Origin of the sequence: Candidatus Agathobaculum pullicola (assembly GCF_052117205.1) — a bacterium.
Classification (GTDB): domain Bacteria; phylum Bacillota; class Clostridia; order Oscillospirales; family Butyricicoccaceae; genus Agathobaculum; species Agathobaculum pullicola.
On record NZ_JBQKJP010000043.1, the window covers coordinates 1 to 23,759 of the forward strand.

At 56.7% G+C, this 23,759-nt stretch carries 36 protein-coding genes; 32 read left to right on the forward strand and 4 right to left on the reverse strand.

All coding sequences use genetic code 11. The annotated features are described in order from the left end of the window. Positions 1–273: 273 nt before the first annotated feature. Positions 274–618, reverse strand: coding sequence for a helix-turn-helix domain-containing protein (locus ACTQ3V_RS12535; RefSeq protein ID WP_441467812.1), 345 nt, complete (start codon positions 616–618; stop codon positions 274–276). 154 nt (positions 619–772) lie between these two features. Here ACTQ3V_RS12535 and ACTQ3V_RS12540 point away from each other — a divergent pair, with 154 nt between their 5' ends. Next, the gene (locus ACTQ3V_RS12540) at positions 773–964 is read left to right on the forward strand and encodes a hypothetical protein (RefSeq protein WP_441467813.1); all 192 of its coding nucleotides are present in this window, start codon (positions 773–775) and stop codon (positions 962–964) included. Here ACTQ3V_RS12540 and ACTQ3V_RS12545 read toward each other — a convergent pair. Continuing rightward, positions 961–1,152, reverse strand: a complete 192-nt coding sequence (locus ACTQ3V_RS12545; protein WP_441467814.1) for a hypothetical protein — start codon at positions 1,150–1,152, stop codon at positions 961–963. The genes ACTQ3V_RS12540 and ACTQ3V_RS12545 overlap by 4 nt on opposite strands. 79 nt (positions 1,153–1,231) lie before the next feature. Between ACTQ3V_RS12545 and ACTQ3V_RS12550 the strand changes: the two genes are divergently transcribed. Continuing rightward, positions 1,232–1,438: a helix-turn-helix domain-containing protein gene (locus tag ACTQ3V_RS12550; RefSeq protein ID WP_302666184.1), complete on the forward strand. Its 207-nt coding sequence runs from the start codon at positions 1,232–1,234 to the stop codon at positions 1,436–1,438. A 36-nt stretch (positions 1,439–1,474) separates the two neighbouring features. Next, on the forward strand, positions 1,475–1,624 hold the full coding sequence (locus ACTQ3V_RS12555) for a hypothetical protein (RefSeq protein WP_441467815.1): 150 nt from the start codon (positions 1,475–1,477) through the stop codon (positions 1,622–1,624). A 62-nt stretch (positions 1,625–1,686) separates the two neighbouring features. On the opposite strand, the gene ACTQ3V_RS12560 is transcribed toward ACTQ3V_RS12555, so the two are convergent. Then, positions 1,687–2,079: a hypothetical protein gene (locus ACTQ3V_RS12560; protein ID WP_441467816.1), complete on the reverse strand. Its 393-nt coding sequence runs from the start codon at positions 2,077–2,079 to the stop codon at positions 1,687–1,689. 111 nt (positions 2,080–2,190) lie between these two features. Between ACTQ3V_RS12560 and ACTQ3V_RS12565 the strand changes: the two genes are divergently transcribed. The 27 genes from ACTQ3V_RS12565 to ACTQ3V_RS12695 all read left to right on the forward strand — a co-directional run bounded on the left by ACTQ3V_RS12565 (position 2,191) and on the right by ACTQ3V_RS12695 (position 21,283). Beyond that, positions 2,191–2,646, forward strand: a complete 456-nt coding sequence (locus ACTQ3V_RS12565; protein ID WP_441467817.1) for a helix-turn-helix domain-containing protein — start codon at positions 2,191–2,193, stop codon at positions 2,644–2,646. Positions 2,647–2,688: 42 nt separating this feature from the next. Then, on the forward strand, positions 2,689–2,994 hold the full coding sequence (locus ACTQ3V_RS12570) for a hypothetical protein (protein ID WP_441467818.1): 306 nt from the start codon (positions 2,689–2,691) through the stop codon (positions 2,992–2,994). A gap of 67 nt (positions 2,995–3,061) precedes the next feature. Next, positions 3,062–3,262 (forward strand): hypothetical protein, encoded by a 201-nt coding sequence (locus ACTQ3V_RS12575; RefSeq protein ID WP_441467819.1) that lies wholly within the window; start codon positions 3,062–3,064, stop codon positions 3,260–3,262. 135 nt (positions 3,263–3,397) lie between these two features. Then, a complete protein-coding gene (locus ACTQ3V_RS12580; protein WP_441467820.1) occupies positions 3,398–4,120 on the forward strand; it encodes a helix-turn-helix domain-containing protein in 723 nt (240 codons plus the stop codon). Further along, the gene (locus ACTQ3V_RS12585; protein ID WP_441467821.1) at positions 4,111–5,430 is read left to right on the forward strand and encodes a replicative DNA helicase; all 1,320 of its coding nucleotides are present in this window, start codon (positions 4,111–4,113) and stop codon (positions 5,428–5,430) included. The genes ACTQ3V_RS12580 and ACTQ3V_RS12585 overlap by 10 nt, the downstream gene beginning before the upstream one ends. A 98-nt stretch (positions 5,431–5,528) precedes the next feature. Continuing rightward, positions 5,529–5,870 carry a hypothetical protein gene (locus ACTQ3V_RS12590; protein WP_441467822.1) on the forward strand — a complete coding sequence of 114 codons (342 nt, stop codon included), beginning with the start codon at positions 5,529–5,531 and terminating at the stop codon, positions 5,868–5,870. Between the two features lie 232 nt (positions 5,871–6,102). Continuing rightward, positions 6,103–6,303, forward strand: a complete 201-nt coding sequence (locus ACTQ3V_RS12595) for a hypothetical protein (RefSeq protein WP_441467823.1) — start codon at positions 6,103–6,105, stop codon at positions 6,301–6,303. Positions 6,304–6,355: 52 nt separating this feature from the next. Further along, positions 6,356–6,823: a phage tail terminator family protein gene (locus ACTQ3V_RS12600; RefSeq protein ID WP_441467824.1), complete on the forward strand. Its 468-nt coding sequence runs from the start codon at positions 6,356–6,358 to the stop codon at positions 6,821–6,823. Positions 6,824–6,826: 3 nt separating this feature from the next. Continuing rightward, a complete protein-coding gene (locus tag ACTQ3V_RS12605; protein ID WP_441467825.1) occupies positions 6,827–7,882 on the forward strand; it encodes a phage tail sheath C-terminal domain-containing protein in 1,056 nt (351 codons plus the stop codon). A 15-nt stretch (positions 7,883–7,897) separates the two neighbouring features. Beyond that, on the forward strand, positions 7,898–8,341 hold the full coding sequence (locus ACTQ3V_RS12610) for a phage tail tube protein (RefSeq protein ID WP_441467826.1): 444 nt from the start codon (positions 7,898–7,900) through the stop codon (positions 8,339–8,341). A gap of 185 nt (positions 8,342–8,526) precedes the next feature. After that, positions 8,527–8,925, forward strand: coding sequence for a phage tail assembly chaperone (locus ACTQ3V_RS12615; protein ID WP_441467827.1), 399 nt, complete (start codon positions 8,527–8,529; stop codon positions 8,923–8,925). Positions 8,926–8,948: 23 nt separating this feature from the next. Further along, positions 8,949–9,131 (forward strand): hypothetical protein, encoded by a 183-nt coding sequence (locus tag ACTQ3V_RS12620; protein ID WP_441467828.1) that lies wholly within the window; start codon positions 8,949–8,951, stop codon positions 9,129–9,131. Then, positions 9,124–11,289 carry a tape measure protein gene (locus tag ACTQ3V_RS12625; RefSeq protein ID WP_441467829.1) on the forward strand — a complete coding sequence of 722 codons (2,166 nt, stop codon included), beginning with the start codon at positions 9,124–9,126 and terminating at the stop codon, positions 11,287–11,289. Before ACTQ3V_RS12620 ends, ACTQ3V_RS12625 begins: the two co-directional genes overlap by 8 nt. A gap of 22 nt (positions 11,290–11,311) precedes the next feature. Beyond that, on the forward strand, positions 11,312–12,073 hold the full coding sequence (locus ACTQ3V_RS12630; protein WP_441467830.1) for a LysM peptidoglycan-binding domain-containing protein: 762 nt from the start codon (positions 11,312–11,314) through the stop codon (positions 12,071–12,073). A gap of 15 nt (positions 12,074–12,088) precedes the next feature. Continuing rightward, positions 12,089–13,096 carry an XkdQ/YqbQ family protein gene (locus tag ACTQ3V_RS12635; RefSeq protein ID WP_441467831.1) on the forward strand — a complete coding sequence of 336 codons (1,008 nt, stop codon included), beginning with the start codon at positions 12,089–12,091 and terminating at the stop codon, positions 13,094–13,096. Then, positions 13,093–13,506 (forward strand): hypothetical protein, encoded by a 414-nt coding sequence (locus ACTQ3V_RS12640; protein ID WP_441467832.1) that lies wholly within the window; start codon positions 13,093–13,095, stop codon positions 13,504–13,506. The genes ACTQ3V_RS12635 and ACTQ3V_RS12640 overlap by 4 nt, the downstream gene beginning before the upstream one ends. After that, the gene (locus ACTQ3V_RS12645) at positions 13,494–13,811 is read left to right on the forward strand and encodes a DUF2634 domain-containing protein (protein WP_441467844.1); all 318 of its coding nucleotides are present in this window, start codon (positions 13,494–13,496) and stop codon (positions 13,809–13,811) included. The genes ACTQ3V_RS12640 and ACTQ3V_RS12645 overlap by 13 nt, the downstream gene beginning before the upstream one ends. Next, entirely contained in the window at positions 13,801–14,958 is a 1,158-nt protein-coding gene (locus tag ACTQ3V_RS12650) for a baseplate J/gp47 family protein (protein ID WP_441467833.1), read from the forward strand. The genes ACTQ3V_RS12645 and ACTQ3V_RS12650 overlap by 11 nt, the downstream gene beginning before the upstream one ends. Continuing rightward, entirely contained in the window at positions 14,948–15,571 is a 624-nt protein-coding gene (locus ACTQ3V_RS12655) for a putative phage tail protein (RefSeq protein WP_441467834.1), read from the forward strand. Before ACTQ3V_RS12650 ends, ACTQ3V_RS12655 begins: the two co-directional genes overlap by 11 nt. Beyond that, on the forward strand, positions 15,572–17,023 hold the full coding sequence (locus ACTQ3V_RS12660) for a hypothetical protein (RefSeq protein ID WP_441467835.1): 1,452 nt from the start codon (positions 15,572–15,574) through the stop codon (positions 17,021–17,023). Positions 17,024–17,032: 9 nt separating this feature from the next. Continuing rightward, positions 17,033–17,719 (forward strand): DUF4376 domain-containing protein, encoded by a 687-nt coding sequence (locus ACTQ3V_RS12665; protein ID WP_441467836.1) that lies wholly within the window; start codon positions 17,033–17,035, stop codon positions 17,717–17,719. Further along, entirely contained in the window at positions 17,716–18,111 is a 396-nt protein-coding gene (locus ACTQ3V_RS12670) for a putative ABC transporter permease (protein ID WP_441467837.1), read from the forward strand. Before ACTQ3V_RS12665 ends, ACTQ3V_RS12670 begins: the two co-directional genes overlap by 4 nt. A gap of 63 nt (positions 18,112–18,174) precedes the next feature. After that, positions 18,175–18,423 (forward strand): hypothetical protein, encoded by a 249-nt coding sequence (locus ACTQ3V_RS12675; RefSeq protein ID WP_441467838.1) that lies wholly within the window; start codon positions 18,175–18,177, stop codon positions 18,421–18,423. Positions 18,424–18,466: 43 nt separating this feature from the next. Next, the gene (locus ACTQ3V_RS12680; protein WP_441467845.1) at positions 18,467–18,718 is read left to right on the forward strand and encodes a hypothetical protein; all 252 of its coding nucleotides are present in this window, start codon (positions 18,467–18,469) and stop codon (positions 18,716–18,718) included. 2 nt (positions 18,719–18,720) lie between these two features. Continuing rightward, positions 18,721–18,933 carry a holin gene (locus ACTQ3V_RS12685; protein WP_302665541.1) on the forward strand — a complete coding sequence of 71 codons (213 nt, stop codon included), beginning with the start codon at positions 18,721–18,723 and terminating at the stop codon, positions 18,931–18,933. 490 nt (positions 18,934–19,423) lie between these two features. Next, positions 19,424–20,350 carry a DDE-type integrase/transposase/recombinase gene (locus ACTQ3V_RS12690; protein ID WP_441467839.1) on the forward strand — a complete coding sequence of 309 codons (927 nt, stop codon included), beginning with the start codon at positions 19,424–19,426 and terminating at the stop codon, positions 20,348–20,350. Between the two features lie 42 nt (positions 20,351–20,392). Next, positions 20,393–21,283 carry an N-acetylmuramoyl-L-alanine amidase gene (locus ACTQ3V_RS12695; protein ID WP_441467840.1) on the forward strand — a complete coding sequence of 297 codons (891 nt, stop codon included), beginning with the start codon at positions 20,393–20,395 and terminating at the stop codon, positions 21,281–21,283. A gap of 382 nt (positions 21,284–21,665) precedes the next feature. Here the strand turns inward: ACTQ3V_RS12695 and ACTQ3V_RS12700 are convergent, their stop codons facing one another. Further along, a complete protein-coding gene (locus ACTQ3V_RS12700; RefSeq protein WP_441467841.1) occupies positions 21,666–22,844 on the reverse strand; it encodes an IS110 family RNA-guided transposase in 1,179 nt (392 codons plus the stop codon). Between the two features lie 251 nt (positions 22,845–23,095). Between ACTQ3V_RS12700 and ACTQ3V_RS12705 the strand changes: the two genes are divergently transcribed. After that, the gene (locus tag ACTQ3V_RS12705) at positions 23,096–23,533 is read left to right on the forward strand and encodes a Panacea domain-containing protein (RefSeq protein WP_441467842.1); all 438 of its coding nucleotides are present in this window, start codon (positions 23,096–23,098) and stop codon (positions 23,531–23,533) included. Continuing rightward, positions 23,533–23,679, forward strand: a complete 147-nt coding sequence (locus ACTQ3V_RS12710) for a hypothetical protein (protein WP_441467843.1) — start codon at positions 23,533–23,535, stop codon at positions 23,677–23,679. The genes ACTQ3V_RS12705 and ACTQ3V_RS12710 overlap by 1 nt, the downstream gene beginning before the upstream one ends. The last annotated feature ends 80 nt before the right edge of the window (positions 23,680–23,759 follow it).

Consider the following 23,759-nt stretch of genomic DNA (forward strand, 5'->3'; position numbering starts at 1 on the left):
ATATGGCCCCCTCTCGTCAAGTTAAGTGTAGCAACTCAACTTTAACCGATGAGGCCTTATCCTTCATCCCTTTTTTATTCAACTGTCCAAGATGTATTGTACTCCTACAATCAATGATATGCAATATATTGATTTTCCCTTGCCAAAATCCAAGATGTAGTGTATTATGAAGAAACAAACGCTTGTTCGATTTTTGGGAGGGCTGAAAAATGAATGAATTGGAAGAATTAAAAAGATTAGCAAATCAAACAGCGAATCCCGCCGCCGCTGTTATTATTCTTCATGTTCTTCAGGAGATAATAGCACCCGCAAAATCTTCATAGCCTCTTTTGCTTTATCTGGTGGGGCATTTTCCAATAATTGTTGTGCTTCAGCCCAAACCCCGGAAACGTCTGTCACTTTAGAGATAGGCGTTTTTTTAATGTCTGTTCGTCCCATAAGATATTCAACAGATACGTTAAAGAAATCTGCCAATCTACATAAAGTATCGAAAGTTGGTTCGCTGTGACCTGTTTCATATTTTCCGTATGTGGATCGTTCAATGCCAAGCCAATCTGCGATATCCTGTTGAGTTAATTTTCGAGGATCAGATTTGCGGACAGATCGAAGATTATTCATGCTATCACCCTGTAAGTAATTATAGGTGAAGAAAATTCACATTTCAAGAAACTCGAAAATATTTTATAAAATACTTGGTGTTGTGAAGAAAAGTCGCTATAATACAAACATAAAATGCGAAGTAACGTCGCAAAAGAAATGGAGGTGAGAGGGGATGCAAGACTTTAGAAAAATCATCGTGGAGGACGGAAAGATCGTTAGCATTGATGATAAGCTGTTTCAGGATTATGAAGTGGAACGGGCTGCCGTGATTCTCAAAGCGTTGGATGGCCTGAAAATTGTAACAGCTCAGTTGCTGCTCGACCACGTTAAAGAGGCATTGCTGCAAATGGAGGTGACAAATTAAAGAGACCAATTCCCATCTTGTATGCTTTCATTGAGCTTTTTCCCGTAATAGTGAGAAATTTCGCTATATGCCTGCTCGTACATTTCGGCAGTTTCAACGGGAGACTTTTGGCTCAAATCCTGCGATTGCACATAGAGCATAGCAAAAACTTCATACTTTTTAGACGGGAAACTGCTGTTATCAGCCATTATTGACACCTCCTTTCCCATTCCATGGTAACACAAGGAGTGGAAAAGGGCAAGCAACCATTAGAACGGGGTGAAAACGATGAAATCTATCCAAACCAAACGCGAAGCAATCGGTGCGACCCAGCAGGCCATGGCCGACGCGCTGGGTGTAGATCGCAGCACAGTCACCAAGTGGGAAGCAGAGGGCACATATCCGCGCCCGCGCTTTTTCCCGAAGATTGCGGCCTTTCTCGGCTGCACTATCGACGAGCTGTACGCGGACGAGCCGGAAAAGGAGGCGGGGTAGTCGCCAACATAAAGCAACGAAATGGAGGTGAGATAGGTGCTGTTCAAAATACTCGCGCTGATTATTTCACTCATTGCTCTTTGTCTGGCGCTGGATGAATGGCTGTATGTTCGTGCAATCCAAAAGCGGCTGCAAGAGCGGCAAAAGGAGGAAGACGAGGAATGGCATGTCTCGTGGTTTCACTGATCGGATTGTTTGCTGTACTTTGCTGCCGAAATCTTATTCATGATCTTTTTCAGGGTTGGTGATTAACGTTCATGCTGAATATCATCGTGTAGTATGTGGATGACCTTGTCGATAATCTCATCTATCGCAGCGGGACCACCAGGCGCACGCCAGTGCTCTTCGAACACAACGGACACAGTTGCGTTTAGTGCGCGTATCACATGCGGAGGGGCAAATAGCGCAGCGGTGAATAACGCGGAGGTAAGCGCTTCTTTGGCCTGTATGGAAGGCATATACACATAGGTTGCAAAAGCATGGACAAATTGGTCGTATGCGTCAGACTTTTTCTGAAATCGAGTCTGGAAATTTGCAATTCGATAGCCTGTCTGTACGCCATAGAATGCAATTAAAACAGAAATCAGCGATATTAACGCTGTAATGATTTCGACGGGATCTTCCAGTATGGTGTTAAGCATTTCTATACTTCCTTTCCCCTGAATTTTACCACAGGGGGCAGGAAAATACCAGAAAAGGGCATCACCAACCGTATGCCCGCATTATACCACGGAAAGGAGGGAAGCACCACGATGAAGGAATACCAGAATAAGTATCAGGCTGCCCGTGAGGGTGCGGGTCTGACGCAGGAAGCCGCAGCGGAGCGTTTGGGCTGGTCGGTGCGCTGTTTGCAGGGCATCGAGCAGGAGAGCCGGGAGCCGTCGCCAGAGAAAGTGGCGCAGATGGCCGAAGTGTACCGTGCGCCATGGCTGCATGGGTATTATTGCAACCGCTGTCCGTTAGGCTGTGTATGGCATCGTCCGGAGAGCGATGTGGAATTGCAGCAGCTGGCGATTGAGGTAGGCTTAGAGGCCGAAGACGGGGAACGGGAGCGCCGGGACGCACACGAGCTGGCGCGAATCGCGCTCGACCGCAAGATCGACGACGAGGAGTTCCCGAAGTTTCAGGCCATTTTTGGGCGCATGCTGCGCCGGGCTTGCTTGACCGAAATGGCGTGGATTGCCAGTCTGACACAAGTGGAAAAGTGACCAAGCCCGACCGAATACAATGCAATCAGGAGGTGAAAGCGGATGGCAAACAAGTCCAAGCCGCTGCGTGGGCGCAGCGAGCTTCTTCGACCGGATGGAACGGTTGTACCGGTGCGCGATTTTGACGGAAATCTAGTGATCGACCCGGAGGAATGGGAGCAGGTCAAGCAGCAGATTGGGAACAATGTCAGCCGCATTGTGTCGCAGATGGTCACCCAGCATCCAGAGCGCAAGGCTGCATTCGGCATCCCGGAGGGGCAGAACAGCGCCACGGTTGATCTGATCAGCTTGCTGAAAGAAAAAACGCCCGCCGGTGTTGAGACCACCGACAGGCGCAAGCAAAAATGAACTTACTTACAGGATACCGGAAAAGCCCGGCGCTGTCAAGAGGGCCGCGCCGGGGGAAAGGGAAAACATGAAGCTCGTAGAGGTGAAATTTGAGATCCCGGAGGATCTGGAGCCGCGCATTGCGGCGTTAGCTGCGGAAATGGGACTATCTTTTGATTTGGCCGCGCAACTATTGCTGTGGGATGGATTTGTCACGCACTTGCGCAGCTCGATTGAGCGGGCGGAAAGAGAACTGCGAGAGCAATTGTCAGGGGAGGTGGCGGTATGATCTATGCCATCCTCGCCATGCTCGGGGTGGGCTGCGCCTACCTCGCTCTTGGCATGCTGGTGGACAGGCTCAGCCAGCCGATGGAACGGCGGTGGCGGCGGTGAGCGTGCCGGACAAGAAAGGAGGCGGCGCATCATGCCAAGTCCGAGATATTTTTCGGTTCTGACAGCAGACGTGCGCTATGACACAGGTCTGTCTGACTTTGCAAAGCTGCTGTACAGCGATATCACCGCGCTGTGCAACAAGAAGGGATACTGCGACGCGACCAACGACTATTTCGCCACGCAGTTCGGCAAATCCAAGCGCACGATCAGCGCGACGGTGGGCGCGCTCGCAGACGCGGGTTATATCTGCATCGAGGTCGAGCGGGACGCCAAGGGCGCAGTCGCAGCGCGTAAAATCTGGGTGCAGGAAAACGCCCGTGCCGCCGCGGAAAAGGTGCAGACCTCTATAGAAGCAAATTTCCATAGGTATGGAGAAAAACTTCCTGACCCTATGGAAGAAAACTTCTACCAATATAATAGGAAGAATAATACAAGAAAGAATAATACCCCTATAGTCCCCAAAGGGGACGACGGGCTGTTCGATGAATTCTGGGCGGCTTACCCCAAGCACGTTGCCAAGCAACCGGCGCAGCGGGCATTCGATCGACTGAAGCCTGACCGGGCACTGCTGGACAAAATGCTGGCGGCCTTACGGTGGCAAACACAGTCCGAGCAGTGGACGAAGGACGGTGCTCGTTATGTACCCAACCCGGCAACGTGGCTCAACGCCCGCCGCTGGGAGGACGAGCCGGAGGGCAGCCCCACGCCGCCGAGCCCGCCTGAACGCAAGGAGGACGAGTACACATGGCTTTGACGGAAGAAGCGCTCAAGCTGCACAACGACGCGGAGCAAAGCGTGCTGGGCGCGCTGATCGCGGACGCGCCGATGAACGCTGCCGACGTGTTTCGGCAGGTGCGCTCGGAGGACTTCCTCAACGGCGAGCGACGGTACATTTTCGACACCTGTCGGGCGATGTTCGCCCGAAATGACCAGATCGACCCGTACACCGTGCGCGCCGCGTGCGGGACGGAGTACATCGAGCTGGTCAAAGACCTGGCCGACATGATGATGACGCCCAGCAACTGCGCCGCCTATGTCCGCCAGCTGCGCGACTGCGCCATCCGCTACCGGCTGGACGCGCTGCTGCACGAGACGCGGTCAAACATCGCCTATGCCGCGCCGCTGCCCGAAGTCGCCGCGCTGGTCGAGCGCATGCAGACCGTGCTGGCATCCGGCAGCGAGGATCGCGGCAGCGACATGAACGCGTTGCTGCTGGACTACTTTTCGCAGATGGACGAGCGGCCGAAGTTCCTCGACTGGGGCTTCCCGTCGGTCACGCAGGCGCTGGAAACCGAGCTGAACCTTGGGCAGTATGTCATCCTGTCCGCTGAGCCGTCGGCAGGCAAAACCGCGTTTGCACTGTCGGTTGCCGTAGCACTGGCGCGGCAGGCGCGCGTGACGTTTTACACGCTGGAAACGGACAAGCGCCGTCTGATGCAGCGCATCATGGCGCGCACCGCGCTGGTCGATCTGGGGCACATCAAGGCGCACCGGTTCACCGCGCCCGAGTTGGAGCAGCAGGCGCGGGCCAAGGCCAAGCTGCTCAACCTGCCGTTTCGCATCGTGCATGCGAGCGGCTGCACGGCCGAGCAGATCGCAGCCGACGTCAAGGCGACGCGCACCGACGTGGCGATCATCGACTATTTGCAGCTGATCGAGCCGTCCGACCCGCGCGCGGACGAGTACACCACGATTACGCACAGCACCAAGACGCTGCAACAGCTGACGCGGTCGGGGCGCGTGGTGCTGGCGCTCAGCCAGCTCAACCGGTCGGGCGACCTGCGCGGCTCAGGGCAGATTTTGCAGGACGCGGACGCGGTGCTGCGCATCGGCGCGCCGGATCGGAAGAAGCTGAAAACGCCGGAACAGTTCAAGGCGTGCGACGCCGACCAGCTGCGCGTCATCAAGATCGCGAAAAACCGCGACGGCTCGCGCCGCACGCTGCCGTTCTGGTTCGAGGGGCGGTATCAGCGGTTTGTCGAGCAGTGGGACGGCTTTGACGAGGCGCAGGTTGTCCAGATGGAGGATGAGCCGTATCAGCAGACGAAAATTGAAACCACATAGCCCGCTGCGCCGTCCATCCCGGAAAAGGATTTTAAGGCACTGGCCGAGTTCCGCGCCGCAAATAAACAGTGGGAGAAGCTGAGGAGAGTGAAAATGAAATGAAATACAGTCAGAAAACGTATGAACATGCGCCGGCATCGCTTGCGGAAAAGGCAGATCGTGATGTTTCAGACCCGACGCCGCTGACCCGCGACCCGCTGCGGCGGATGGTCTGCCGCAATTGCGGCGAATGTCAGACGGTATGGGGTTGGGCCGCGAATAGTCTGTTTATGCGGGTGTTTCGTTGGTTTTGGAATGGAAAAATTCACCTTGACAAATCCGAAATCTGCGGATATTCTGAAACATCATCAAAACGGGCACAGGGGCATGGAGAAAAAGCCAAAACCACCTCGATAAACTCGAAAAACCGCGTATACGAAAAGATAAGGAGCTGCCCATGATTAAGAACGGTTGGTACTGCTGCCCGTATTGTGGCAAGAAACTTTTCCCGGTTGAACCGGACACCACGGCGCACAATTTGCCGCACAAGTGCAGAGCGTGCAGGCACGAACTGAAAGTGAATATTCCACCAGAACCAAGCGCCAAGCGCCATTGAGCCAAGAGCCGATTGACCAAACCCAAGTGTGGGTGTGGTCGGTCGGCTTTTTCATTTGACAAAAAGGAGGGCACGATATGAAAACCATTGCCGAGATCGCGCACGAATCCGGCGGGAAATTCATGGCTTTCCCGAACCGACCTCCGCCCCGAGAAAGTTTCGGGACAGGGGCGGAAGGCCGCAGGCCCCATCCGTGCAGGATGGTTTCCCCACGGGGAAAAACCGCGGTCAACCATTACGCATATGGGCAAAGCGAGGTGAACACATGCAAGCGATAACCAAACTGGAGCTGTCCGACGCGCGGGCGCGGGCCGACTGAAGGGAGGATAAATGCTGACCATCAAAGAGATCATGGACGAGATCAACGCGATCCTTATGCGGCTCTATCCCGACCGCACGGTGTACACCGATGTGCTGCCCGAGCAGTTCGAGCGGCCGAGCTTTTTCCTGTGCCCGGCAGGGCGCAAGATTACCAGCCGCACGGCGGCGGTGGTCGAGGTCGAGCAGAAGGTCACCGTGCAGTGCATCGACGAGGTGGGCGACCGGTATGAAACCCAAACCGCCCGCCTGTACGACGTGACCGAAACGCTGACCGCGGCGTTTTTGCAGCGCGGCGCGCTTCATTGCGGCGACCGCAAGCTGACCGCCGACCGCGTGGATGTGTCCCGGTCGCGCGACATCACGGACGTGACGATCACCGTCACCTACGAGGACGACCGTCCGGCCGCGCCCATCACACAGTCGCTTATCACGAACGTGGCGTTCGGCGCGCAGCCGAACCAGACAAAGGAGGAATAATACATGGGACTGCCTTCGATTGATATTACATTCCAGACCGCCGCGCAGGCCACTATCGCCATGGGCGACAAGGGCTATGTCGGCGTGATCGTGCGCGACACCACGCAGACGGGCGCGCACTACCTGCCCCGTGTGGGCAAAATCCCCGAAGCGCTGAGCGAGGAAAACCGCGCCTACCTGACGCGCGCCTTCCTCGGCTACATCAACCCGCCCAAGGCGGTGTATCTGTACGTCACCGACGCGGAGGATACGAACCTTGCCAAGGCGCTCGCCTACTTTGAGACGCAGCAGGTCGATTATCTGGTCGGCCCGCCCGATCTGACCGAAGACGAAGCGCAGGCAATGGTGATGTGGCTCAAGGAGGTGCGCGCGGCGCACAGCCATATCAAGTGCGTGCTGCCCAAGACGGTGGCGGACTATGACCCGGTCATCAACTTCGACGCGGACGGCATGACCGACGGCGAGGACGACTTCACGGCGGCTCAGTACTGCTCGCGCATGGCGGGCCTGATTGCGGGCACGCCGTGGAATATGAGCGCGACCTACGCGCCGTTGCCCGAGCTGACCGACATCACCCGGCTGGACAAGGAAACAGCGGACGCGGCCATTGACGCGGGCAAGCTGATTCTGATTCACGACGGGCGGCAGGTCAAAATCGCGCGTGCGGTCAACTCGCTGACCACGACGCGGCTCGACCACGGCGCGATTTTTCAGAAGATCAAGGCGCTCGAGGTCATCGACCGCGTAGACGCGGACTTCCGCGCGACCATTGAGGACACCTTTATCGGCAAGGTGGCCAACACCTACGACAACCGCATGCTGCTGGTGACAGCGGGGCGCAGTTATTTCCACACGCTGGAGGCGGCGGGCATCCTGCTCGAGGGCGGCTCGTCGCTCGACATCGACACCGAGGCTGTGCGCGACTACCTGGGCGCGGCGGGCGACGAAATGAGCGACGACGAGCTGCGCCACGCGGACACCGGCTCGCATGTGTTCCTCGTGGGCAAGTTCACGATTGTGGACGCCATCGAGGATGTCACAATCCGCATTACAGTATAAAAGGGAGGTGCAGACATGAGTGCAAGTATGGATTCTGCCGCGCGTGTCATTTCGGGCACGCACGGGCAGGCATGGATGGACGACGAGCTGTGCGGTGAAACGCTCGGCATGCAGGCCAAGGTAGCGGCGAATAAAGAAGATGTGCCGATGTGCTGCCAGTTCATGGTCGATACCAAGCTGATGAGCGCCAAGGGCACGGGTACAATTCGGTTCCACAAGGTAAACAGCCGCATGGCGGTCAAAATGAGCGACAACCTCAAGGCAGGCAAGGATACGCGCGTCAAGCTGGTTTCACTGCTCGACGACCCGGATGCCTACGGCGCCGAGCGCGTGGTCATCTACGACGCATCGTTTGACGACCTGACGCTCGCGGACTGGGAGCTGGCCGCCAAAGGCCAGATCGAGTGTCCGTTTACCTTTACGCGCTGGGACTATCTTGATGTAATTCAGCCGAAATGATTCGCCCGAAACCACGCTTTCGGGCGAGGGAACGCACCGCGCAGGACGCGGATGCGTCCGGACAGGGGAAAGTTCCGACGAGCGAAACTTTTCCCTGACTGGTATAAAATCCGAGATACATGCTCCCGGATTTTATGAATCACAAGCGCGCTGCGGCGCGTGGAATGGAAAGGAGCCAGTCTGATATGGCAAACGAAAAGAAAACCCCGACCACAGTAGAACGCCTGCTGGACGCATGCAAGCGCGCTCCCGGCGAGCAGCTTTTGCAGTTTAAGAGCTGGACGGACGCGGACGGCAATCCGGTCGTGTTCCGCATCCGCGAGCTGAGCTTTAACCAGGTGCGCGAGATCCAGCAGATGTCGAGCGGCGCGGATTTCGCCGCGGCGATCATCACGGCGGGCGTGGTCGAACCCAACCTGCGCGATGAGCGTTTGCAGCAGGCATGCGGCGCGGTGACGCCCTATGAGGTGGTGCGCAAGATGCTGCGCGCGGGCGAGATCGAGGACTTGCAGGCCGCAATTGAAAAGCTGTCCGGCTACCGTGCGTCCACGCTCGAACTGCTGGCGGACATCGAAAAAAACTGAGAGAGGACGACGAGACGTTTTTGATGTATCTGCTGTTTCGGCAGCATCACGTCTTGCCGTCCGACTATCTGAAGCTCCCGCTCGGCGAAAAGCTGGTGCTGCAAGCGTTTGTCATGGCCGAGTGCCTGCCCAAGGCGCTGGAGGGCATCCGCTGGCGGGCGGAGAGCGAAAAACTGCACCGGGAGGAGGCCGACGCCCATGCCTGACGTTTCGATTGTGCTGAGCGCGAAGGATAACTACACCACGACCCTCAAAAAGATCGCAGATGCAACGCGCACGGGCGTGAAGAGCATAGAGTCGTTGCAGCAAAGCCTTGATACTCTGAATAAGACGCGCGTTTCCGTGCAGCTCAATATGACAAAGGTCAAAAATGAGCTGCGAGAAGCAAAAAAACGCTTTGAAGAAACGGGAGACGCAGCGGATGAGCTGTCCATGAAGGATAAGCAGTTTGAGCTGAATAATCTGACCAGCCAGCTGAAAGCGGTCAATGCGAATGCGACCGAAGCAGAGAAAAGCATGCGGACGCTCGCCGGTACGAACAGCAAAATTGCCAACCGGCAAAGCGCGGCGGGAGGGAGCAGTGCCAAGGCGGATAGCTCCGGCTCGATGCTGGGCACGGTCGGCTCGGCGCTGGCGAACACGGGCTTTGGCGATATGCTGAGCAACAGCCTATTGGGTGCGGCAGGCGCGTTTTTCAGCTCGTATTACGGCACGACCGACGGCGCGGCGATTCAGTCTGTGCTGGGCGGCGCGATTTCGGGCGCGACCACGGGCGCGTCGATCGGCACTATGATCGGTGGGCCGGGGCTTGGCACCGCCATCGGTGCGGCTGCGGGCGGTCTCATTGGCGTAGTGTCCGGCGGCATCGAAGCCGCGACGCAGAAGTTTGAAAGCCGCGACGAGGCGTTCAAAAGCTATGTGCAGGATCAGTACAACGCTGTGCAGGAGCGCCAGGCAGCCGATCTGGAAAGCGGCTCGGCGCTCGCCGGGCAGCGCGAGACCGACCTTACGTCATTCACGACGCTGTTCGGCTCCAAGGACACAGCGCAGCAATATTTAAGTGAACTGAAAACCATGGCCAACACCACGCCTTTCCAGTACAGCGACCTGACGGCTATGAGCAAGACGCTCAAGACCTACGGTTACACTGCCGATGAAATGCTTCCCGCGCTGCGCTCGATGGGCGGCGCGGGCGCGGTTAACGGCATGACGGCGGCGGACATGACCTATATTGCGACTGCCTTAGGCCGCATGCGTTCGAGCAATTTGACAACCCGCGAAGATTTGGATATTTTGCAAGATCGCGGCATTGACGCAGTCGGCGCGCTGGCGAGTGCCAAGGGCGTGAGCAAGAGCGACGCCTACGCCATGATTTCGGGCGGTGGCATCGCAGGCACCGAAGCCGTGCAAATCATCCAGTCCTATATGGAGCAGATGTACTCCGGCGCCGTGGAGCAGCAGAGCAAGACCTTTGAGGGGCTATCCTCCACGCTCGAGGGCTGGAATCAAGAACTGCAAAATGCGGCGGGCAGAGGTTATAACGAGGAAAAGAAAATCGGCATGTCCGACCAGATCGACTGGCTCGAAGGCGAAGCCGGGCAGAAGATGATGGAGATGAACGAGCAAATAGGCTGGGCAAAAGCTGAGGCGGAAAATCTCCAGCAGCAGATGTATCAAGATGTGTTCGACGGTATGTTCAACGGCGAAATACCCGCGGATATGGATGCCCGGATTGCGGCGCAGGTCGAAGATTTGCACCAGCGATACATGAACGCAATAGCTACTATCGAAAGTTCGGCATCATCCGATGAAGAGGTGTTCGCAGCAAGCGAAGAATTGGCCGCCCTCAAGGGCAATGCGGAGTCACTGGCGTATAGCGCCTATATGACCTCCGGCGCTGCTGATACAATGACCGCTGCCAATATCGCTTTGGCAGACGGTATCGCTGCCGGTGCTGGCGATGCGTATAAAAACGCGGGATATTCACTCGGTCAAAAGCTAACCGAAGGCATCAGTTCAGCAACCAATGCTTATGTGCCGGATACGATCACCGTGCCGGTGGTGTACAGTACATCAACGGATAGTAACAGTGGTGGTGTTTATTCGAGTGATCCACTGGGTCCATGGAAGCCGACGGCCATCGGCGAAAACCGCGTGCCGCGCGATAACACGCTCTATCTGCTGCACGAGGGCGAGCGCGTGCTGACCGCGCGCGAAGCGCGGGCGCAGGATCAGGGCGGCACGGGCGGCGTGGTCATCAATCTGGGCGGCAATTACACCGTCCGGCGGGACAGCGACATCCCGGCGATTGCCGAGGCGGTCGCGGCGCGCATCTTAGCCGCGCGGCGCACGCTGCGCACATAACAGGCGAAAGGAGGAACGCCCCATGTCCATCACAGGCGGCATCATCGGCGGCGCCATCATCGGTGGTACGGTAGGCACGCTGGCCGCCCAGCAGGCGGCAGCCTATCGTCCCCGCAAGCGCCGCATCATCTTTGTCAACCTGACCACCGGGCAGGAGGTCGTGCTGCCGGTGACACCCAAGGAATATATCATCGACCGCGGCGTGAACATCGAGACGGTCAACCTCACCGGCTTCGGGGACGTGCATCTCGCGGGCGACCGCACGCTGTTCACCGAGCGGCTGGAGTTCATGCTGCCCGTGCAGGCGTACCCCTTTAACGACCCGACCACGGTGCTTGAACCGTTCCATTATATCGACTTTTTTGAGCTGACAGGCGACCGGAAAGAGGTGTGCCGGTTTATCGTCTCGGACAGCCGCACGCAGTGCGAGGTGCTGCTCGAGAACCTGCAATACCGCCAGCAGGAGGGCACGGGCGACTACTACTGCGTGTTGACCATGCGGCGGCACCGTCAGCCAAACCCCGTGCGGCTGGTGGGAGACGAGGGCACGTCCTTCGGACAGGCGGCGACCGTGTCCACGCCCGCCCGCGCGACCGAAACGCCCGCGCAGACCGCAGTGCAGAACCACACGGTGCAGGCGGGGGACACACTCTCCGGCATCTGCCGCAAGTATTACGGTAACGCGAACCTGTACCCCAAACTCGCCGCCTATAACGGCATCCCCAATCCCAACCTCATCTACGACGGAAGCGTTTTGAAAATCCCGCCCGCGTCGGCGCTGTAAAGGAGGGCGGGAGATATGGAGCAATACCAGTATGTGCACCCGTGGGTGCGGGTGCGCAATGACCAGGGCGAGTGGGACGTGTCGCATATGTTCCGGCGCATCACGTGGTCGGGCGACGTGGACAGCGTGTGCCGCACGCTCGAGCTGGAGATGATCGTCTCGGCCACCGACCCGCGCCTGCCTTACGTCTATCTGCCGCTCGGCGGCGGCATTTCGATGGGCGTGGGCAATGAAACGCTGTTTGCCGGGGTGGTGGCCAGCAAGGACAAATCGACCGACGCATCCACGATGTCGGTCACCTGCTACGACTTCGGTTTTTATCTGAAGAACAGCCGCGCGAGCCGCAAGTACACGGGCGAGACGCCCGAAACCATCACGCGGCAGCTGTGCAGCACCTACGGCGTGCCGGTTGGGTCGCTGGCGCAGACGGGCGTCGCCATCCGGCGCAAGTTTTCGGCCACCGAAATTTACCGCATCATCGACACGGCCTACACACTCGCCAGCCAGCAAACCGGCAAGAAGTACCTGCTGCGGTTTTCCGGGCTGCGGCTGGATGTGATTGAGCGCACGGTGACGCCGCAGTCGGTGATTTTGCAGCGCGGGACGAATTTGCAGACCGCGACCTACGGCGAGAGCATCGAGAACATGAAAAACCGCGTCATTATCGTGGACAGCGACGGCAACTTTGTGCGCGAGATTTCCGACAACGCGGCGGTCAAACGATACGGCCTGCTGGCCGACGTGCTGACGCAGTCGGACGGCGAGGACGCGACCGCCGAGGCAAAAGAAATCCTCGCGGATAATGGCGTCGAGCGGCGCGCCAGCGTGACCTGTCTCGGGCACACAAAGCTCATCACCGGTAACACGATTTATATTGCCGAGCCGTACACCGGCCTTGCGAACACCTGCTGGATTGACGAGGACACGCACGTCTGGCAGAACGGGGTGTACACCTGCCGCCTGACGCTGAATTTCAAGAACGAGATGCGCGAGAGCGAGAGCGGAAGCGAGGTGGAGACATGAGCCAGGTAGCCGAGTTGGCACGCTGCCTGCCCGACCCGGATGCGGCGCAGTCGAGCGGGACGGGTGCGGCGCTGGTGTTCGGCCACGTCACAAAAGATATCGAGCACGACGGCGAGGTTGCCGTGCAGGCGGACGGCCTGTCCCTCGATGAGGACGATTTGGGCTTTGCGGCAGGCATGCGCACGGTGTGGCGCGCGGCGACCGTGTTCTGCTGCTGCGCTCGGCGGACCGGCAGCACTACGATGTGCTGCTCATCATGGAAGGAGGGTAAGCCATGGCCGAGGAAAGTATTTTTCCGTTTTTGCAGCCGACGGCAACCGCCCCGGCGGCAGAGCTGCCCGTGCTGCGCGAATGCGCGTGGGATTTCGCAAACGATGTTCCCATCCTGCGGCAGGGCGTGCCGGTCGTAGTCGAGCGGGCCGAGGCGGTCGCGGTGTGGGCGTGGAACGCGCTGCACACCGAGCGGTTCCTCTGGCCGTGCTTTTCCGCGAACTACGGCAACGAAACCTACATGCTGATCGGGCAGGGCTATCAGGCGGAGACCAAGCGCGCCGAGGTGCAGCGCTATATCGAGGAATGTCTGCTCGCCTGTCCTTATATCACAGCGGTGACCGGCACGACGATTGCCGTGGTGGGTGACCGGCTGACGGTCGGCTTTGCCATCCAAAGCGTGTACGGTGAGGTGAAAATGGAGGTGGAAACCGATGGCGGATAATGCAGAAACCTTGCAGACGCAGCTGGACGCGCTCAAAGCGACGCTGCTTGCGCAGGACTTCGACAGCCTGACGCCTGAGAGCATCCAAGACATGCTGCGCGCCTTTATCGAGGACGAGCTGGGATTGTACACGGGCGAGGGAAGCCTGCTGCAAATCATTCTTGCGCCCGGAGCTTATGTGTTCTGGGAGGGCTTGCAGGCGTTGCGCGCGCAGGTGCCGATTTCGTTTGTGGACGAGACGAGCGGGCGCTTCCTCGACAAGAACGCGGCGGGCTACGGCATCACGCGCAAACCGGGCACGGCGGCGAGTGTTCTGCTGACCTTCATCGGCTCGGCGGGCACGACCATTCCGGTGGGCACGCTGTGCGTGACGCAGGACGGGCTGGGCTTTGCGACCGACGAAGCGCTCACGCTGGACGAGGACGGCCGCGGCACGGTCACGGCGACGGCGGACGCGGTCGGCACGGCGTACAATGTCTCCGCGGGCGCGATCATCAGCATGCAGCAGGCGGTCAGCGGTGTTACCGCCCTGACCAACGAAGAAGCCGCTGTGGGCGGCACTGATCCGGAGATGGACGCCGCGCTCTTTGCCCGTCTGGATGCCTACAAAAAGACGCCGCCGACCTCGGGCAATGAGCAGCACTATCACCAGTGGGCGCTCGAGGTCAACGGCGTGGGCGCGGCGGCGGTCATCCGCTGCTGGGACGGGCCGGGCACGGTCAAGGTCATCATCGCGGACATGGCGCTGCGGCCGGTCGAAGAAGAACTGCGCGCAGAGGTCGCGGCCTACATCGAGACGCAGCGACCGGTCACCGCCGAGGTGACGGTCGAGAGCGCGGCAGGTGTGCCGGTTACGGTCAGTGTCACGGTCACGACCGACGGCACGGTGTCCAAATTGAACACCGAAAAGGAGTTGACCGAACGGCTGGTCGAATACCTTGGCTCGATCGCGTTCACCGAGGGCGCAGAGGTGGTGTACAACCGCGTGCTGGCGCTCGTCATGGGCTTGCCCGGCGTGACCGATTGCGCGGAGCTGCTGGTGGGCGGCGGCACGGACAATGTGCCGCTGGACGCGAATGAAATCCCCATGCTCGGCACGGTGACGGTGAATGGCATCGCAGAGGAGGCGGCGGACGATGGCGCGTAGGCTGACCGACCTGCTGCCCGAACGGTACTTCAACAGCCCGGAGGTGGGCGCGGCGGCGGGCGTGATATGGGTGCTGGGCGAGGTGTTCCGCGCGCGGGCGCTCGACTGGCTGGCGCAGCTATGTATCGACACCGCGACATGGGGCATCGTCTACTGGGAGCGCGAATATGGCGTCACCCCACAGGCGGCCGACACGCTGGATGACCGGCGCGGCCGGGTCAAGGCCAAGATGCGCGCGCCGCAGACGACCACGCGGGCAATGCTGGCGAACGTAGCAGCGGCTTACGCGGCGGGCGCGGTGTCCACGGTGGAGGAGTTCCCGCGCGAGCACCGCATGCAGTTTCAGTTTGTCTCGTCCGGCGCGTCCCCGACGGCGCTGGACGCGATGATCGAATCGCTCCGCGAAGTCATCCCGGCGCACATCGCGTTTGCGGTGGCGGTCAAGCTGTTGCGCGAGACGCAGGCGGAGGTGTGTACGGTCATCGCGTCGAGCCGCCGCACGGTCTATCCCGATGCGGAGGTAGAACAGTGGAAGCGGACGGCGGGGGCGGTACAATACGCCGCGCTGACCGGCACAAAGAACAGGATTTATACAGAAATCGAGGTGCAATAGATGAGCGAAACCCCTGTAAAATGGACGGCCGCGGGGCTGACTCCAGAAGGAAACGCGCTGCAAGCAGCGTTGCTGGGCACGGGCGACGGCCTTACTTTCACGCGCGCGGCCGCGGCGGACGCGGAGGGCGTGGAGCGGCTGGACTTGACGCTGCAAGCGCCCTGCACGGTGGACGGCCCCAAGTGCCGCGTGCCGGTGCTGCTGACGAACGCGGGCGTAGAGACCGGCTTCACGATGACCGAGCTGCGGTTTTACGTCCGGCGCGTGACGGACGGCGCGCCCACGGGCGAGGAAGTGCTGTATGCCACCGTGACCGACGAAACCGGCGACCCCATCCCGACAGCGGCGCAGTCGCCCGGCTTTACGATTGACTGGGCATTCGTGTTCCAGTTCGGCAACGCGAGTGAGGTGACGGTGACGCTCGACCCGGTGGGGCTTGTGAGCATCGGCATGGTCGGCCAGCCGAACGGCGTAGCGGGCCTTGGCGATAACGGCGCGGTGCCGGTTGCGCAGGGCGGCACGGGCGCGACAACCCCGCAGGCAGCGCTTGCGGCGCTGGGGGCGGGGGTGCGGCCGAATCTGCTGGACAACGCTATTTTTATCGGTGGCGGCACTGCCGGTAATGTTCCGGTTAACCAGCAAGGGAAAACAGAATACACAGGACAAGTCAGCACAATAGACAGATGGAGCATGATAGGGACAGTCGGGCAGTTGACGTTAAAGGAAAACGGGGTTTATTTTGAAAAGACAGCTGATGCGACAAGTTATGCTGGGCTTGATGAAAAAATCCCGTTAGGGAATCTGGAGGGAAAAGAACTCACACTATCTTGTCTTGTCGATGGAGTCTGCTATTGCGATACAGTTGGCGCAGGCTGGTCATCTGACCTTTCCAAAACAATACAAATTGGAACAGAGGCAAAGTATATGACATTGAATGTGGCACGTGTCGATGATACTTTGCGCATAAGATTTTATTATGGCGGGGCATCAAGTGCATCAACGACAGGATTTTTGTTGCAAGCAGTCAAATTAGAGATTGGTTCGACCCAGACACTGGCGTATCAAGACATCGACGGCACATGGCGTTTGCTGCCGCAGCCGGAAAGCGATTATGCGTCGCAGCTGGCGAAGTGCCAACAGTACTTCTTCCCGATTGCCAACAATCGTGATTTGTATGGTTCGGTATCTGGAGCAGGAGATGCTTTGTTATTCACCATAGATTTGCCTGTTTGTATGCGAACAATTCCAGCTATTTCAGGACAATCCACAATGTATGTAAGGAGTATAAAAGGTCAATATGGTGATTTTAACCCGTCAAATTTGAGAATTTATTCAGTAGGTGGAACACAAATAAAATTTGAGTGCTCCAATCCTGATTCAGCAAGCATTCCCCCCGGAACTCCAATTACAACATTTTTTGTTAATAGTATATATTTAACAGCTGAATTGTGAGGTTGAGTTATGAGTGAAAACGCATCAAAGGTCTATGTTTTAACTGATGTTCGAGATCGAATTATACAATGCGGCGGTGGATACACAATGCCCGCTGACCTGACGGGCTGGGTACAGATCGACGAGGGTATAGGGGATAAGTACAATCTATGTCAGAGCCATTATTTTGATGGCGGTCTGTACAATGGGGATGGAATACCGCGCTATAAGCTCGTGAACAGAGTGCCGGTGCTGCGCAGCGACGAGGAGATCGAAGCAGACAAGCTCCCGACCCTGCGTGTGGCCAAGCATGCCGAAATATCTGCGGCAAGTGAAGCCGCCATCTATGCGGGCATGGACGTCACCACCACGCAGGGCACCGAGCATTTCTCGCTGACGGAGAAAGACCAGATCAACCTGACAACCGCGAAAAACGCGGTAGACAACGGCGCGGCGGCCTATCCGTATCACGCGGACGACGCGCGGTGCCGCATTTTCACAGCAGACGAGATTACTGCGATTTCGCAGGCCAGTGTTGCGCATATCATGTACCACACAACCTACTGCAACCACCTGTTTGACTGGATCAGGCGCGCGGACGCGACGGAGCTGGCGGGCATCACCTATGGCGCAGAGCTGCCGGACGACCTCGCGGCGCACATGCAGGAGATTATGACGCAGGCGGGCGCGGTAGCGGAAACGGGGGCTGTCATGTGAAAAAACTGCTGTTACATATCGTGCTTGCCGTCATCGGCGGCGTGGTGTACATGGGTATCGAAACCCTCTGGCGCGGGTGCACCCATTGGAGTATGGGCGTGCTGGGCGGGGTGTGTTTCGCCCTCATTGGCCTGCTGGACGAGTGGCAAGACCACCCGCCGATGTGGCTGCAAATGCTGGAGGGCGCGATGATTGTGACCGTGCTCGAACTGCTGGTGGGGCTGGTGGTCAACCGCTGGCTCGGCTGGAATGTGTGGGACTATTCCGACATGCCGCTGAACCTCTGGGGGCAGGTGTGTTTGCAATTCGCGGTCGCGTGGTTTTTCCTCAGCGCAGCAGCCGTGTGGCTCGAGAACGCCTTGCACCGGTTGGCATCATGGCTGAAACATTGAGGGGGTGATGCCTATGCGTGTTTGACCAAAGGACGGCAAGATAGGGGGAGGATCCTCTTATTTATGAAATACGTTGGCCAAAAGGCCGGAAAGGAAGTAAAAAATATGTACCCGAACAACATCTACATCAAGAATCACAAGGAAGTGGCAAGCATGGGCGGTGACATCGGCGTGTGCCTCGATAAGTACGACAAGAAGCACGGCCTGAAGCACAATGACCTTGCCCGCGCACAGTACAAGCACTGGCGCAGCGTGCAGACCGGTGTGCCGGAGCTGCTGAGCGCAGCCGACAGAAAGCTGCTCGGCCTGTAAGCGGGAGGAGGTGACGGGGCGGGCATTCACCCACCCCCTTCCGATGAATACAGATATTATTGTGGCCATTATTACGGGCGGCATGGCGCTGATCGGCGTGATGATATCCAACCTTGCGGCCAGCCGCCGAACGGATGAGGCGATCAAAACCTCGCAGGCGGTGACCGAGGCCAAGCTGGAAGATCTGACGCGTGAAGTGCGCGAGCACAATCATTTTGCGCAGCGTATGCCGGTGGTCGAGGAGCAGATCAAAGTGATTAACCATAGGCTGAAGGACTTGGAACAGGAGGAATAACAATGAGCGAAAAGACTAAGCTGTGGATTAAGGCGGCAGGTGTGCGTGCGGTCAAGACCGTAGCACAGTCCGCAATCGGCGTGATTGGCGCCGCGGCCGCCATGGGCGAGGTGAACTGGGCAATGGTGTTTTCCGGCGCGGCGCTGGCGGGCATCGTGTCGCTGCTGACCAGCGTCGCGGGCCTGCCCGAAGTCAAGGCGCAAACGGAGCAATAATCCGAACAGGACATTGATATTCTTCGTAAAATGAAAAAGCCGCCCAAAGGCGGCAAATTGACACAGCGCGGCGCGCGATGATATAATATGTCGGGCGCTGTCGTTCCCAGCGGCGGGCGGTTGACCACTCTCCTGTAAAAAGGAGGTGGTGCATATGGGGATGAAACTATTTCGTTTCTTCGTATGTATAGCAGTTTTGCTTTACATATTCACCATAAATGCAAAGTAACCGCCCCATCGACCAAAATGTAGCGGTTACTTTGTAACAACTGATTTTGGGTCAGCCGTCTGCCGACAGCGCCCCTTGCATAAGATATTATACCACGCGTCCCGCCAAAGTCAAGGTGGGGCGTTTTCTTTGCCCCGGAGAGGAGGATGTAGAAGTACAATACATCTTGGACAGTTGAATAAAAAAGGATGAAGGATAGAGCCTCATCGGTTAAAGTTGAGTTGCGACACTTAACTTGACGAAAAGGGGGCCATATCCTTCATGAGCAAGAGTATAACACAGGACATGGCGTATCGGCAATCTCTAATGAAGTACGCAGAGAAATACGGCGTCAGTCGCGCCAGCCGGAAGTACAACAAAAGCCGGTCGTACATTTACTTCTGGAAAGCTCGATGGGATGGCACGGTGAAATCTCTGTCCTGCCAGTCCCGGCGGCCGCACGGCCATCCCAATCAGCACACAGATGCAGAACTGAAACTAATCCGCAATATGCGCCGCCGCAATCCCAACCTTGGCATGGTGGAGCTGTGGCATCGGCTGCGGCTACGTGGTTATACCCGCCGTCCGGAGAGTTTGTTCCGAGTCATGCGCAAATTGGGGCTATTTCCTGATGCTTCAAAGAAAAAAGTGTATAAACCAAAGACTTACGAGCAGATGACCTATCCCGGCCAGCGGGTCCAGGTGGACGTAAAGGTGGTGCCCCGCAAATGTATTGCAGACTCGCAACTCCGCCTCTACCAGTACACTGCCATTGACGAGTTTACCCGCCTGCGATTTCTGGCTGCTTACCCAGAGCAAAACACCTTTTCTTCCACTGATTTCCTGAAAAAGTTGTTCAAGTGGTACGCCCGCCGAGGCATTCGGGTGGAATGCGTCCAGACGGACAACGGTTTTGAGGTCACCAACCGCTTTTCCAACAGCAGGCGGGATCTGCCCACCCTGTTTGAGGTCACCACTGCCGAGCTGGGCATCCGGCATAAGCTCATCCGTCCCTACACCCCACGCCACAACGGCAAGGTGGAGCGTAGTCACAGGGAGGATCAAAAGCGTTTCTATTCTTCCCACTGCTTTTACTCCCTCCAAGACTTCACAAAGCAGCTTGCTGTCCATAACCGCTGCTCCAATAACTTTCCCATGAGGCCTCTGGGTTGGCTTTCTCCTTTAGAGTTCACTGTCCAATATGTTTGACAAACCTACAGGGCGTTTTCTTTACCCCGGAGAGGAGTGCGTATGAAAATTTTACTGATTGCAGGGCATGGCGGCAGTCCATATGATTCTGGCGCAGTCGGCTGCGGCTACACAGAAGCCGTCGAGACCCGCCGTATGGCGACCGCCATCGCGCCACTGCTGCGCAATTACGGCTTTGAGGTCGTGATGTACGACCAGAAAAACGACGCCTACAAAGTGCTGAAGAACGGCGGCAGCCTGCCGCTGTCCGGGGTAGGCTATGTGATCGAGCTGCACCTCAACGCGGCGGCAAACGACCCCACGGGCAACGGCAAAACCACGGGCGTGGAGGTGCTGGTGCATACCGGGGAGACCGGCATCACGGTGGAGCAGGCAATCTGCCGCCGCATCGCGGCACTGGGCTTTACCAGCCGGGGTGTCAAGCGGCGCGGCGATTTGCTGGTGATGAATACCGTGCACCGCAAGGGCATCAGCCATGCGCTGATTGAGACGTGCTTTGTGGACGACGCGGACGATATGAAGCTATACAAGGCGAAGTTTTACGACATTGCGCACGCGATTGCGGACGGCGTGGCGGAAGGCTTCGGCAAAACGGTTGAGAAGGAGGACGACGAAGTGGTCGAAAAGAAAACTGTCTGCATTGACGGCAAGAACTACACTTGCGACGTGATTGAGAAGGCGGGCTATAATTATGTTCAGCTGGCAGATTTGGCGCAGGCGGGGTACGGCGTGACGTATGATGCCAAGACAAAGGTGCCGGGCATCGTTGCGCCGCAGACGCGCGCAGCCGTACCGGATGCGGACAGCGAGGTGCAGGCGGCAATCAAGGCATTGCAGGCCGCGTGTGGTTTAGAAGAAAGCACGATGGAGTATTTGCTCAAATACCGGTACGGCGATGCGCTGGTCAAGAAGCTGGCCGCCGCCGTGAAATAACGGTGTTCAATTTGGACACAGGAAAGCCCCGACCGGATGGTCGGGGCTTAATTTGTACATGTTTGATCATTCAAGGGTAAACTTGAGCATAAATAGCAGTATGGGTGAAGGGAAAATCCTTTGTGGATAAACATAACGTTTCCAGATAGATTGCGGTAATAGGTCGTGAATAAACATGAGGTGAGCCTATGTGTAAGCGGTGGAGAATTTTACGGAAAGTTATTGAATTTTACGGTATTCGTGATAAAATAATTGTGAAAGACTAACTATTAAAAGTCAAGGCTAAAAATATGGATTGGCAAAAAACGTAGACGGATCAAAAAAGGTATAGCAAAGCTGACGTCCGTTAGGACGCCTCCGCAGAACTATGAAAGCAACGAGGTTATGCTGCGGCATAGGGTCTCTGGGACTTCTCCATGGCGTAGATAAGGCGCACCAGCTTTTTGGCGGCATGAGAAATCGCTACGTTGTAGTGCTTGCCTTCGGCTCGCTTCTTGGCGAGATAGGCAGAGAAGGTTGGATCCCAAAGGCAAACGTATTTAGTAGCGTTGTAGATCGCATAGCGCAGATATCTGGAGCCGCGTTTCTCCATGTGCGAGTAAGTCCCGGATAAGGAGAGTTGTCCGGATTGGTAAGTAGACGGCGACATACCGGCATAGGCCAAAATCTTATCCGGAGAATCAAAGCGAGAGAAGTCACCAATCTCGGCCAGGATCATAGCGCCCATGCGAATGCCAATGCCGGGGATGGTTGTAATGGGAGAATGAATTTCATCCATCATAATCTGAATGGCCGCTTCAATGTCGTCAATTTCCGCATCCAGTTCCCGAATCAACCGGATGGTATGCTGTAGCTCCAGAGATTTAGCGGGCATAACAGAGCCAACAGAGAGTCTGGCAGCATCTCGAAGTTCCGTTGCCATATCCCGTCCGTAGTGCCCTCTGGATGCTTCTTTCAGGAGTGTCTTCAACCGAGTCAGATGAACACCTGCAATCTGCTTGGCTCCTGGAAACTCGCTAAGAAGTGCGTAAACAGAGGCCATGTGGAGAGTTGGAACCAACTTTTCCAGTTCAGGAAACAAGATGGTAACCAAACGAGAAACAGATTGCTTTAGCTTAGCCCTCTCTTTAACCTTATCGAATCTGTATCTTGTGAGTGACTTCAGTTCCTCATTGTGGTATGCTGTGTCCGTGTAGGACTTGAGGTCCACATCAGACATGAGCATAGTTGCAATGGTTCGTGCATCAACACGGTCTGTCTTCGTTTTGCGAAGGCTGAGGCTTTTACGGTAAAGGTTGGTGTGCAGCGGATTGATGACGTAGGTGGCCAGATCTTTGTCAAGCAGAAATCCGAGGATGTTGTAGCTGTAGTGTCCGGTAGCCTCAAGTCCTACTTTTATTATGTCTTGAGGTCTGGTGCAGAGACGAATCGTCTGCAAGAGGGTGTCAAAGCCTTCCGCATTGTTTTGGATGGTGAACACATCCGCAAGGACTTCGCCGTCCGAGCTGAGGATGAAGCAGTCATGCTTGTCCTTGGCCACGTCAATTCCCACACAGATCATAATGATACCTCCAAAGGATTTATTTGATGCTGAATTCCACAGGACGCTTTACGCTTGTAACCTTGTTCAACATAAACCGTCTGGCGGTATCTAACTGATTAACAAACTGGTAAAGGACTGTGGTTGGAGCCTTTCGTGAACCGTCTTGCGGTAGGAGGTGCGAACCAATCCACAGCATCCCTTACAGTGTAGCACAGACCTTGGAGAGGGTCCCTAAAAACTACTACTCTATAATACAAGGAGGTGAGCGTATGTATTCCGCGAAGCAAGTTGCTCAATATATCATCAACAAGTGTTCGGTCGAGGAAAGACCGGTAAGCAACCTAAAACTTCAAAAGCTACTTTACTTTGTTTGGATCGAGTATCGCAAACGTGCGGATAAGAAATTATTTGATGATAAGATCTATGCGTGGCAGTTTGGCCCGGTCGTTCCGGAAGTGTATTATGACTACTGTGCTTATGGTGGCATGGATATCGACAGACGGTATGATAATGATGAGATAGGAATTAGGGCGGAGGATAAAGCGGTTTTGGATGCATCGCTCGCCGGATATCTGAATTGTTCGGTCAGCCGACTGGTCAGCATGACGCATAAACGTGGAAAACCGTGGTATCAGATATACGTTGAACAAGGAGGCGTTAAGCAGGAAATTCCTTTCAGCTTAATTGAGCAGATGGAGTGCCAGTGATGTTATCTGAACAAACAAGAGAGCGCGAAGCCAAGTTAATAAATCTGCTGAAAGAGTTGTCAAATGAAGCAATAGATGAAGATCAATGTGAAGAAATGGCCCACCGATTTAAAGAAATGAACCGCTACCCGTCAAGAGGACAGTGAAAAAGTATAAAGTTTTCCCGGCCGGCAGCCTGTAGGTTGCTGGCCGCTTTTTATGCAGTGAGGCATAACTGGTGCTTCTC

What these genes read in the sequence shown, in the direction of transcription:
- ACTQ3V_RS12610 (WP_441467826.1), top strand. Translation starts at nt 7,898, where the DNA reads ATGAGTGCAAGTATGGATTCTGCCGCGCGTGTCATTTCGGGCACGCAC.
- ACTQ3V_RS12595 (WP_441467823.1), top strand. Translation starts at nt 6,103, where the DNA reads ATGAAAACCATTGCCGAGATCGCGCACGAATCCGGCGGGAAATTCATG.
- ACTQ3V_RS12660 (WP_441467835.1), top strand. Translation starts at nt 15,572, where the DNA reads ATGAGCGAAACCCCTGTAAAATGGACGGCCGCGGGGCTGACTCCAGAA.
- ACTQ3V_RS12585 (WP_441467821.1), top strand. Translation starts at nt 4,111, where the DNA reads ATGGCTTTGACGGAAGAAGCGCTCAAGCTGCACAACGACGCGGAGCAA.
- ACTQ3V_RS12640 (WP_441467832.1), top strand. Translation starts at nt 13,093, where the DNA reads ATGAGCCAGGTAGCCGAGTTGGCACGCTGCCTGCCCGACCCGGATGCG.
- ACTQ3V_RS12685 (WP_302665541.1), top strand. Translation starts at nt 18,721, where the DNA reads ATGAGCGAAAAGACTAAGCTGTGGATTAAGGCGGCAGGTGTGCGTGCG.
- ACTQ3V_RS12650 (WP_441467833.1), top strand. Translation starts at nt 13,801, where the DNA reads ATGGCGGATAATGCAGAAACCTTGCAGACGCAGCTGGACGCGCTCAAA.
- ACTQ3V_RS12630 (WP_441467830.1), top strand. Translation starts at nt 11,312, where the DNA reads ATGTCCATCACAGGCGGCATCATCGGCGGCGCCATCATCGGTGGTACG.
- ACTQ3V_RS12545 (WP_441467814.1), bottom strand. Translation starts at nt 1,152, where the DNA reads ATGGCTGATAACAGCAGTTTCCCGTCTAAAAAGTATGAAGTTTTTGCT.
- ACTQ3V_RS12575 (WP_441467819.1), top strand. Translation starts at nt 3,062, where the DNA reads ATGAAGCTCGTAGAGGTGAAATTTGAGATCCCGGAGGATCTGGAGCCG.
- ACTQ3V_RS12535 (WP_441467812.1), bottom strand. Translation starts at nt 618, where the DNA reads ATGAATAATCTTCGATCTGTCCGCAAATCTGATCCTCGAAAATTAACT.
- ACTQ3V_RS12570 (WP_441467818.1), top strand. Translation starts at nt 2,689, where the DNA reads ATGGCAAACAAGTCCAAGCCGCTGCGTGGGCGCAGCGAGCTTCTTCGA.
- ACTQ3V_RS12605 (WP_441467825.1), top strand. Translation starts at nt 6,827, where the DNA reads ATGGGACTGCCTTCGATTGATATTACATTCCAGACCGCCGCGCAGGCC.
- ACTQ3V_RS12665 (WP_441467836.1), top strand. Translation starts at nt 17,033, where the DNA reads ATGAGTGAAAACGCATCAAAGGTCTATGTTTTAACTGATGTTCGAGAT.
- ACTQ3V_RS12695 (WP_441467840.1), top strand. Translation starts at nt 20,393, where the DNA reads ATGAAAATTTTACTGATTGCAGGGCATGGCGGCAGTCCATATGATTCT.
- ACTQ3V_RS12700 (WP_441467841.1), bottom strand. Translation starts at nt 22,844, where the DNA reads ATGATCTGTGTGGGAATTGACGTGGCCAAGGACAAGCATGACTGCTTC.
- ACTQ3V_RS12635 (WP_441467831.1), top strand. Translation starts at nt 12,089, where the DNA reads ATGGAGCAATACCAGTATGTGCACCCGTGGGTGCGGGTGCGCAATGAC.
- ACTQ3V_RS12580 (WP_441467820.1), top strand. Translation starts at nt 3,398, where the DNA reads ATGCCAAGTCCGAGATATTTTTCGGTTCTGACAGCAGACGTGCGCTAT.
- ACTQ3V_RS12710 (WP_441467843.1), top strand. Translation starts at nt 23,533, where the DNA reads ATGTTATCTGAACAAACAAGAGAGCGCGAAGCCAAGTTAATAAATCTG.
- ACTQ3V_RS12540 (WP_441467813.1), top strand. Translation starts at nt 773, where the DNA reads ATGCAAGACTTTAGAAAAATCATCGTGGAGGACGGAAAGATCGTTAGC.
- ACTQ3V_RS12620 (WP_441467828.1), top strand. Translation starts at nt 8,949, where the DNA reads ATGTATCTGCTGTTTCGGCAGCATCACGTCTTGCCGTCCGACTATCTG.
- ACTQ3V_RS12600 (WP_441467824.1), top strand. Translation starts at nt 6,356, where the DNA reads ATGCTGACCATCAAAGAGATCATGGACGAGATCAACGCGATCCTTATG.
- ACTQ3V_RS12705 (WP_441467842.1), top strand. Translation starts at nt 23,096, where the DNA reads ATGTATTCCGCGAAGCAAGTTGCTCAATATATCATCAACAAGTGTTCG.
- ACTQ3V_RS12550 (WP_302666184.1), top strand. Translation starts at nt 1,232, where the DNA reads ATGAAATCTATCCAAACCAAACGCGAAGCAATCGGTGCGACCCAGCAG.
- ACTQ3V_RS12675 (WP_441467838.1), top strand. Translation starts at nt 18,175, where the DNA reads ATGAAATACGTTGGCCAAAAGGCCGGAAAGGAAGTAAAAAATATGTAC.
- ACTQ3V_RS12690 (WP_441467839.1), top strand. Translation starts at nt 19,424, where the DNA reads ATGAGCAAGAGTATAACACAGGACATGGCGTATCGGCAATCTCTAATG.
- ACTQ3V_RS12680 (WP_441467845.1), top strand. Translation starts at nt 18,467, where the DNA reads ATGAATACAGATATTATTGTGGCCATTATTACGGGCGGCATGGCGCTG.
- ACTQ3V_RS12655 (WP_441467834.1), top strand. Translation starts at nt 14,948, where the DNA reads ATGGCGCGTAGGCTGACCGACCTGCTGCCCGAACGGTACTTCAACAGC.
- ACTQ3V_RS12625 (WP_441467829.1), top strand. Translation starts at nt 9,124, where the DNA reads ATGCCTGACGTTTCGATTGTGCTGAGCGCGAAGGATAACTACACCACG.
- ACTQ3V_RS12560 (WP_441467816.1), bottom strand. Translation starts at nt 2,079, where the DNA reads ATGCTTAACACCATACTGGAAGATCCCGTCGAAATCATTACAGCGTTA.
- ACTQ3V_RS12565 (WP_441467817.1), top strand. Translation starts at nt 2,191, where the DNA reads ATGAAGGAATACCAGAATAAGTATCAGGCTGCCCGTGAGGGTGCGGGT.
- ACTQ3V_RS12590 (WP_441467822.1), top strand. Translation starts at nt 5,529, where the DNA reads ATGAAATACAGTCAGAAAACGTATGAACATGCGCCGGCATCGCTTGCG.
- ACTQ3V_RS12615 (WP_441467827.1), top strand. Translation starts at nt 8,527, where the DNA reads ATGGCAAACGAAAAGAAAACCCCGACCACAGTAGAACGCCTGCTGGAC.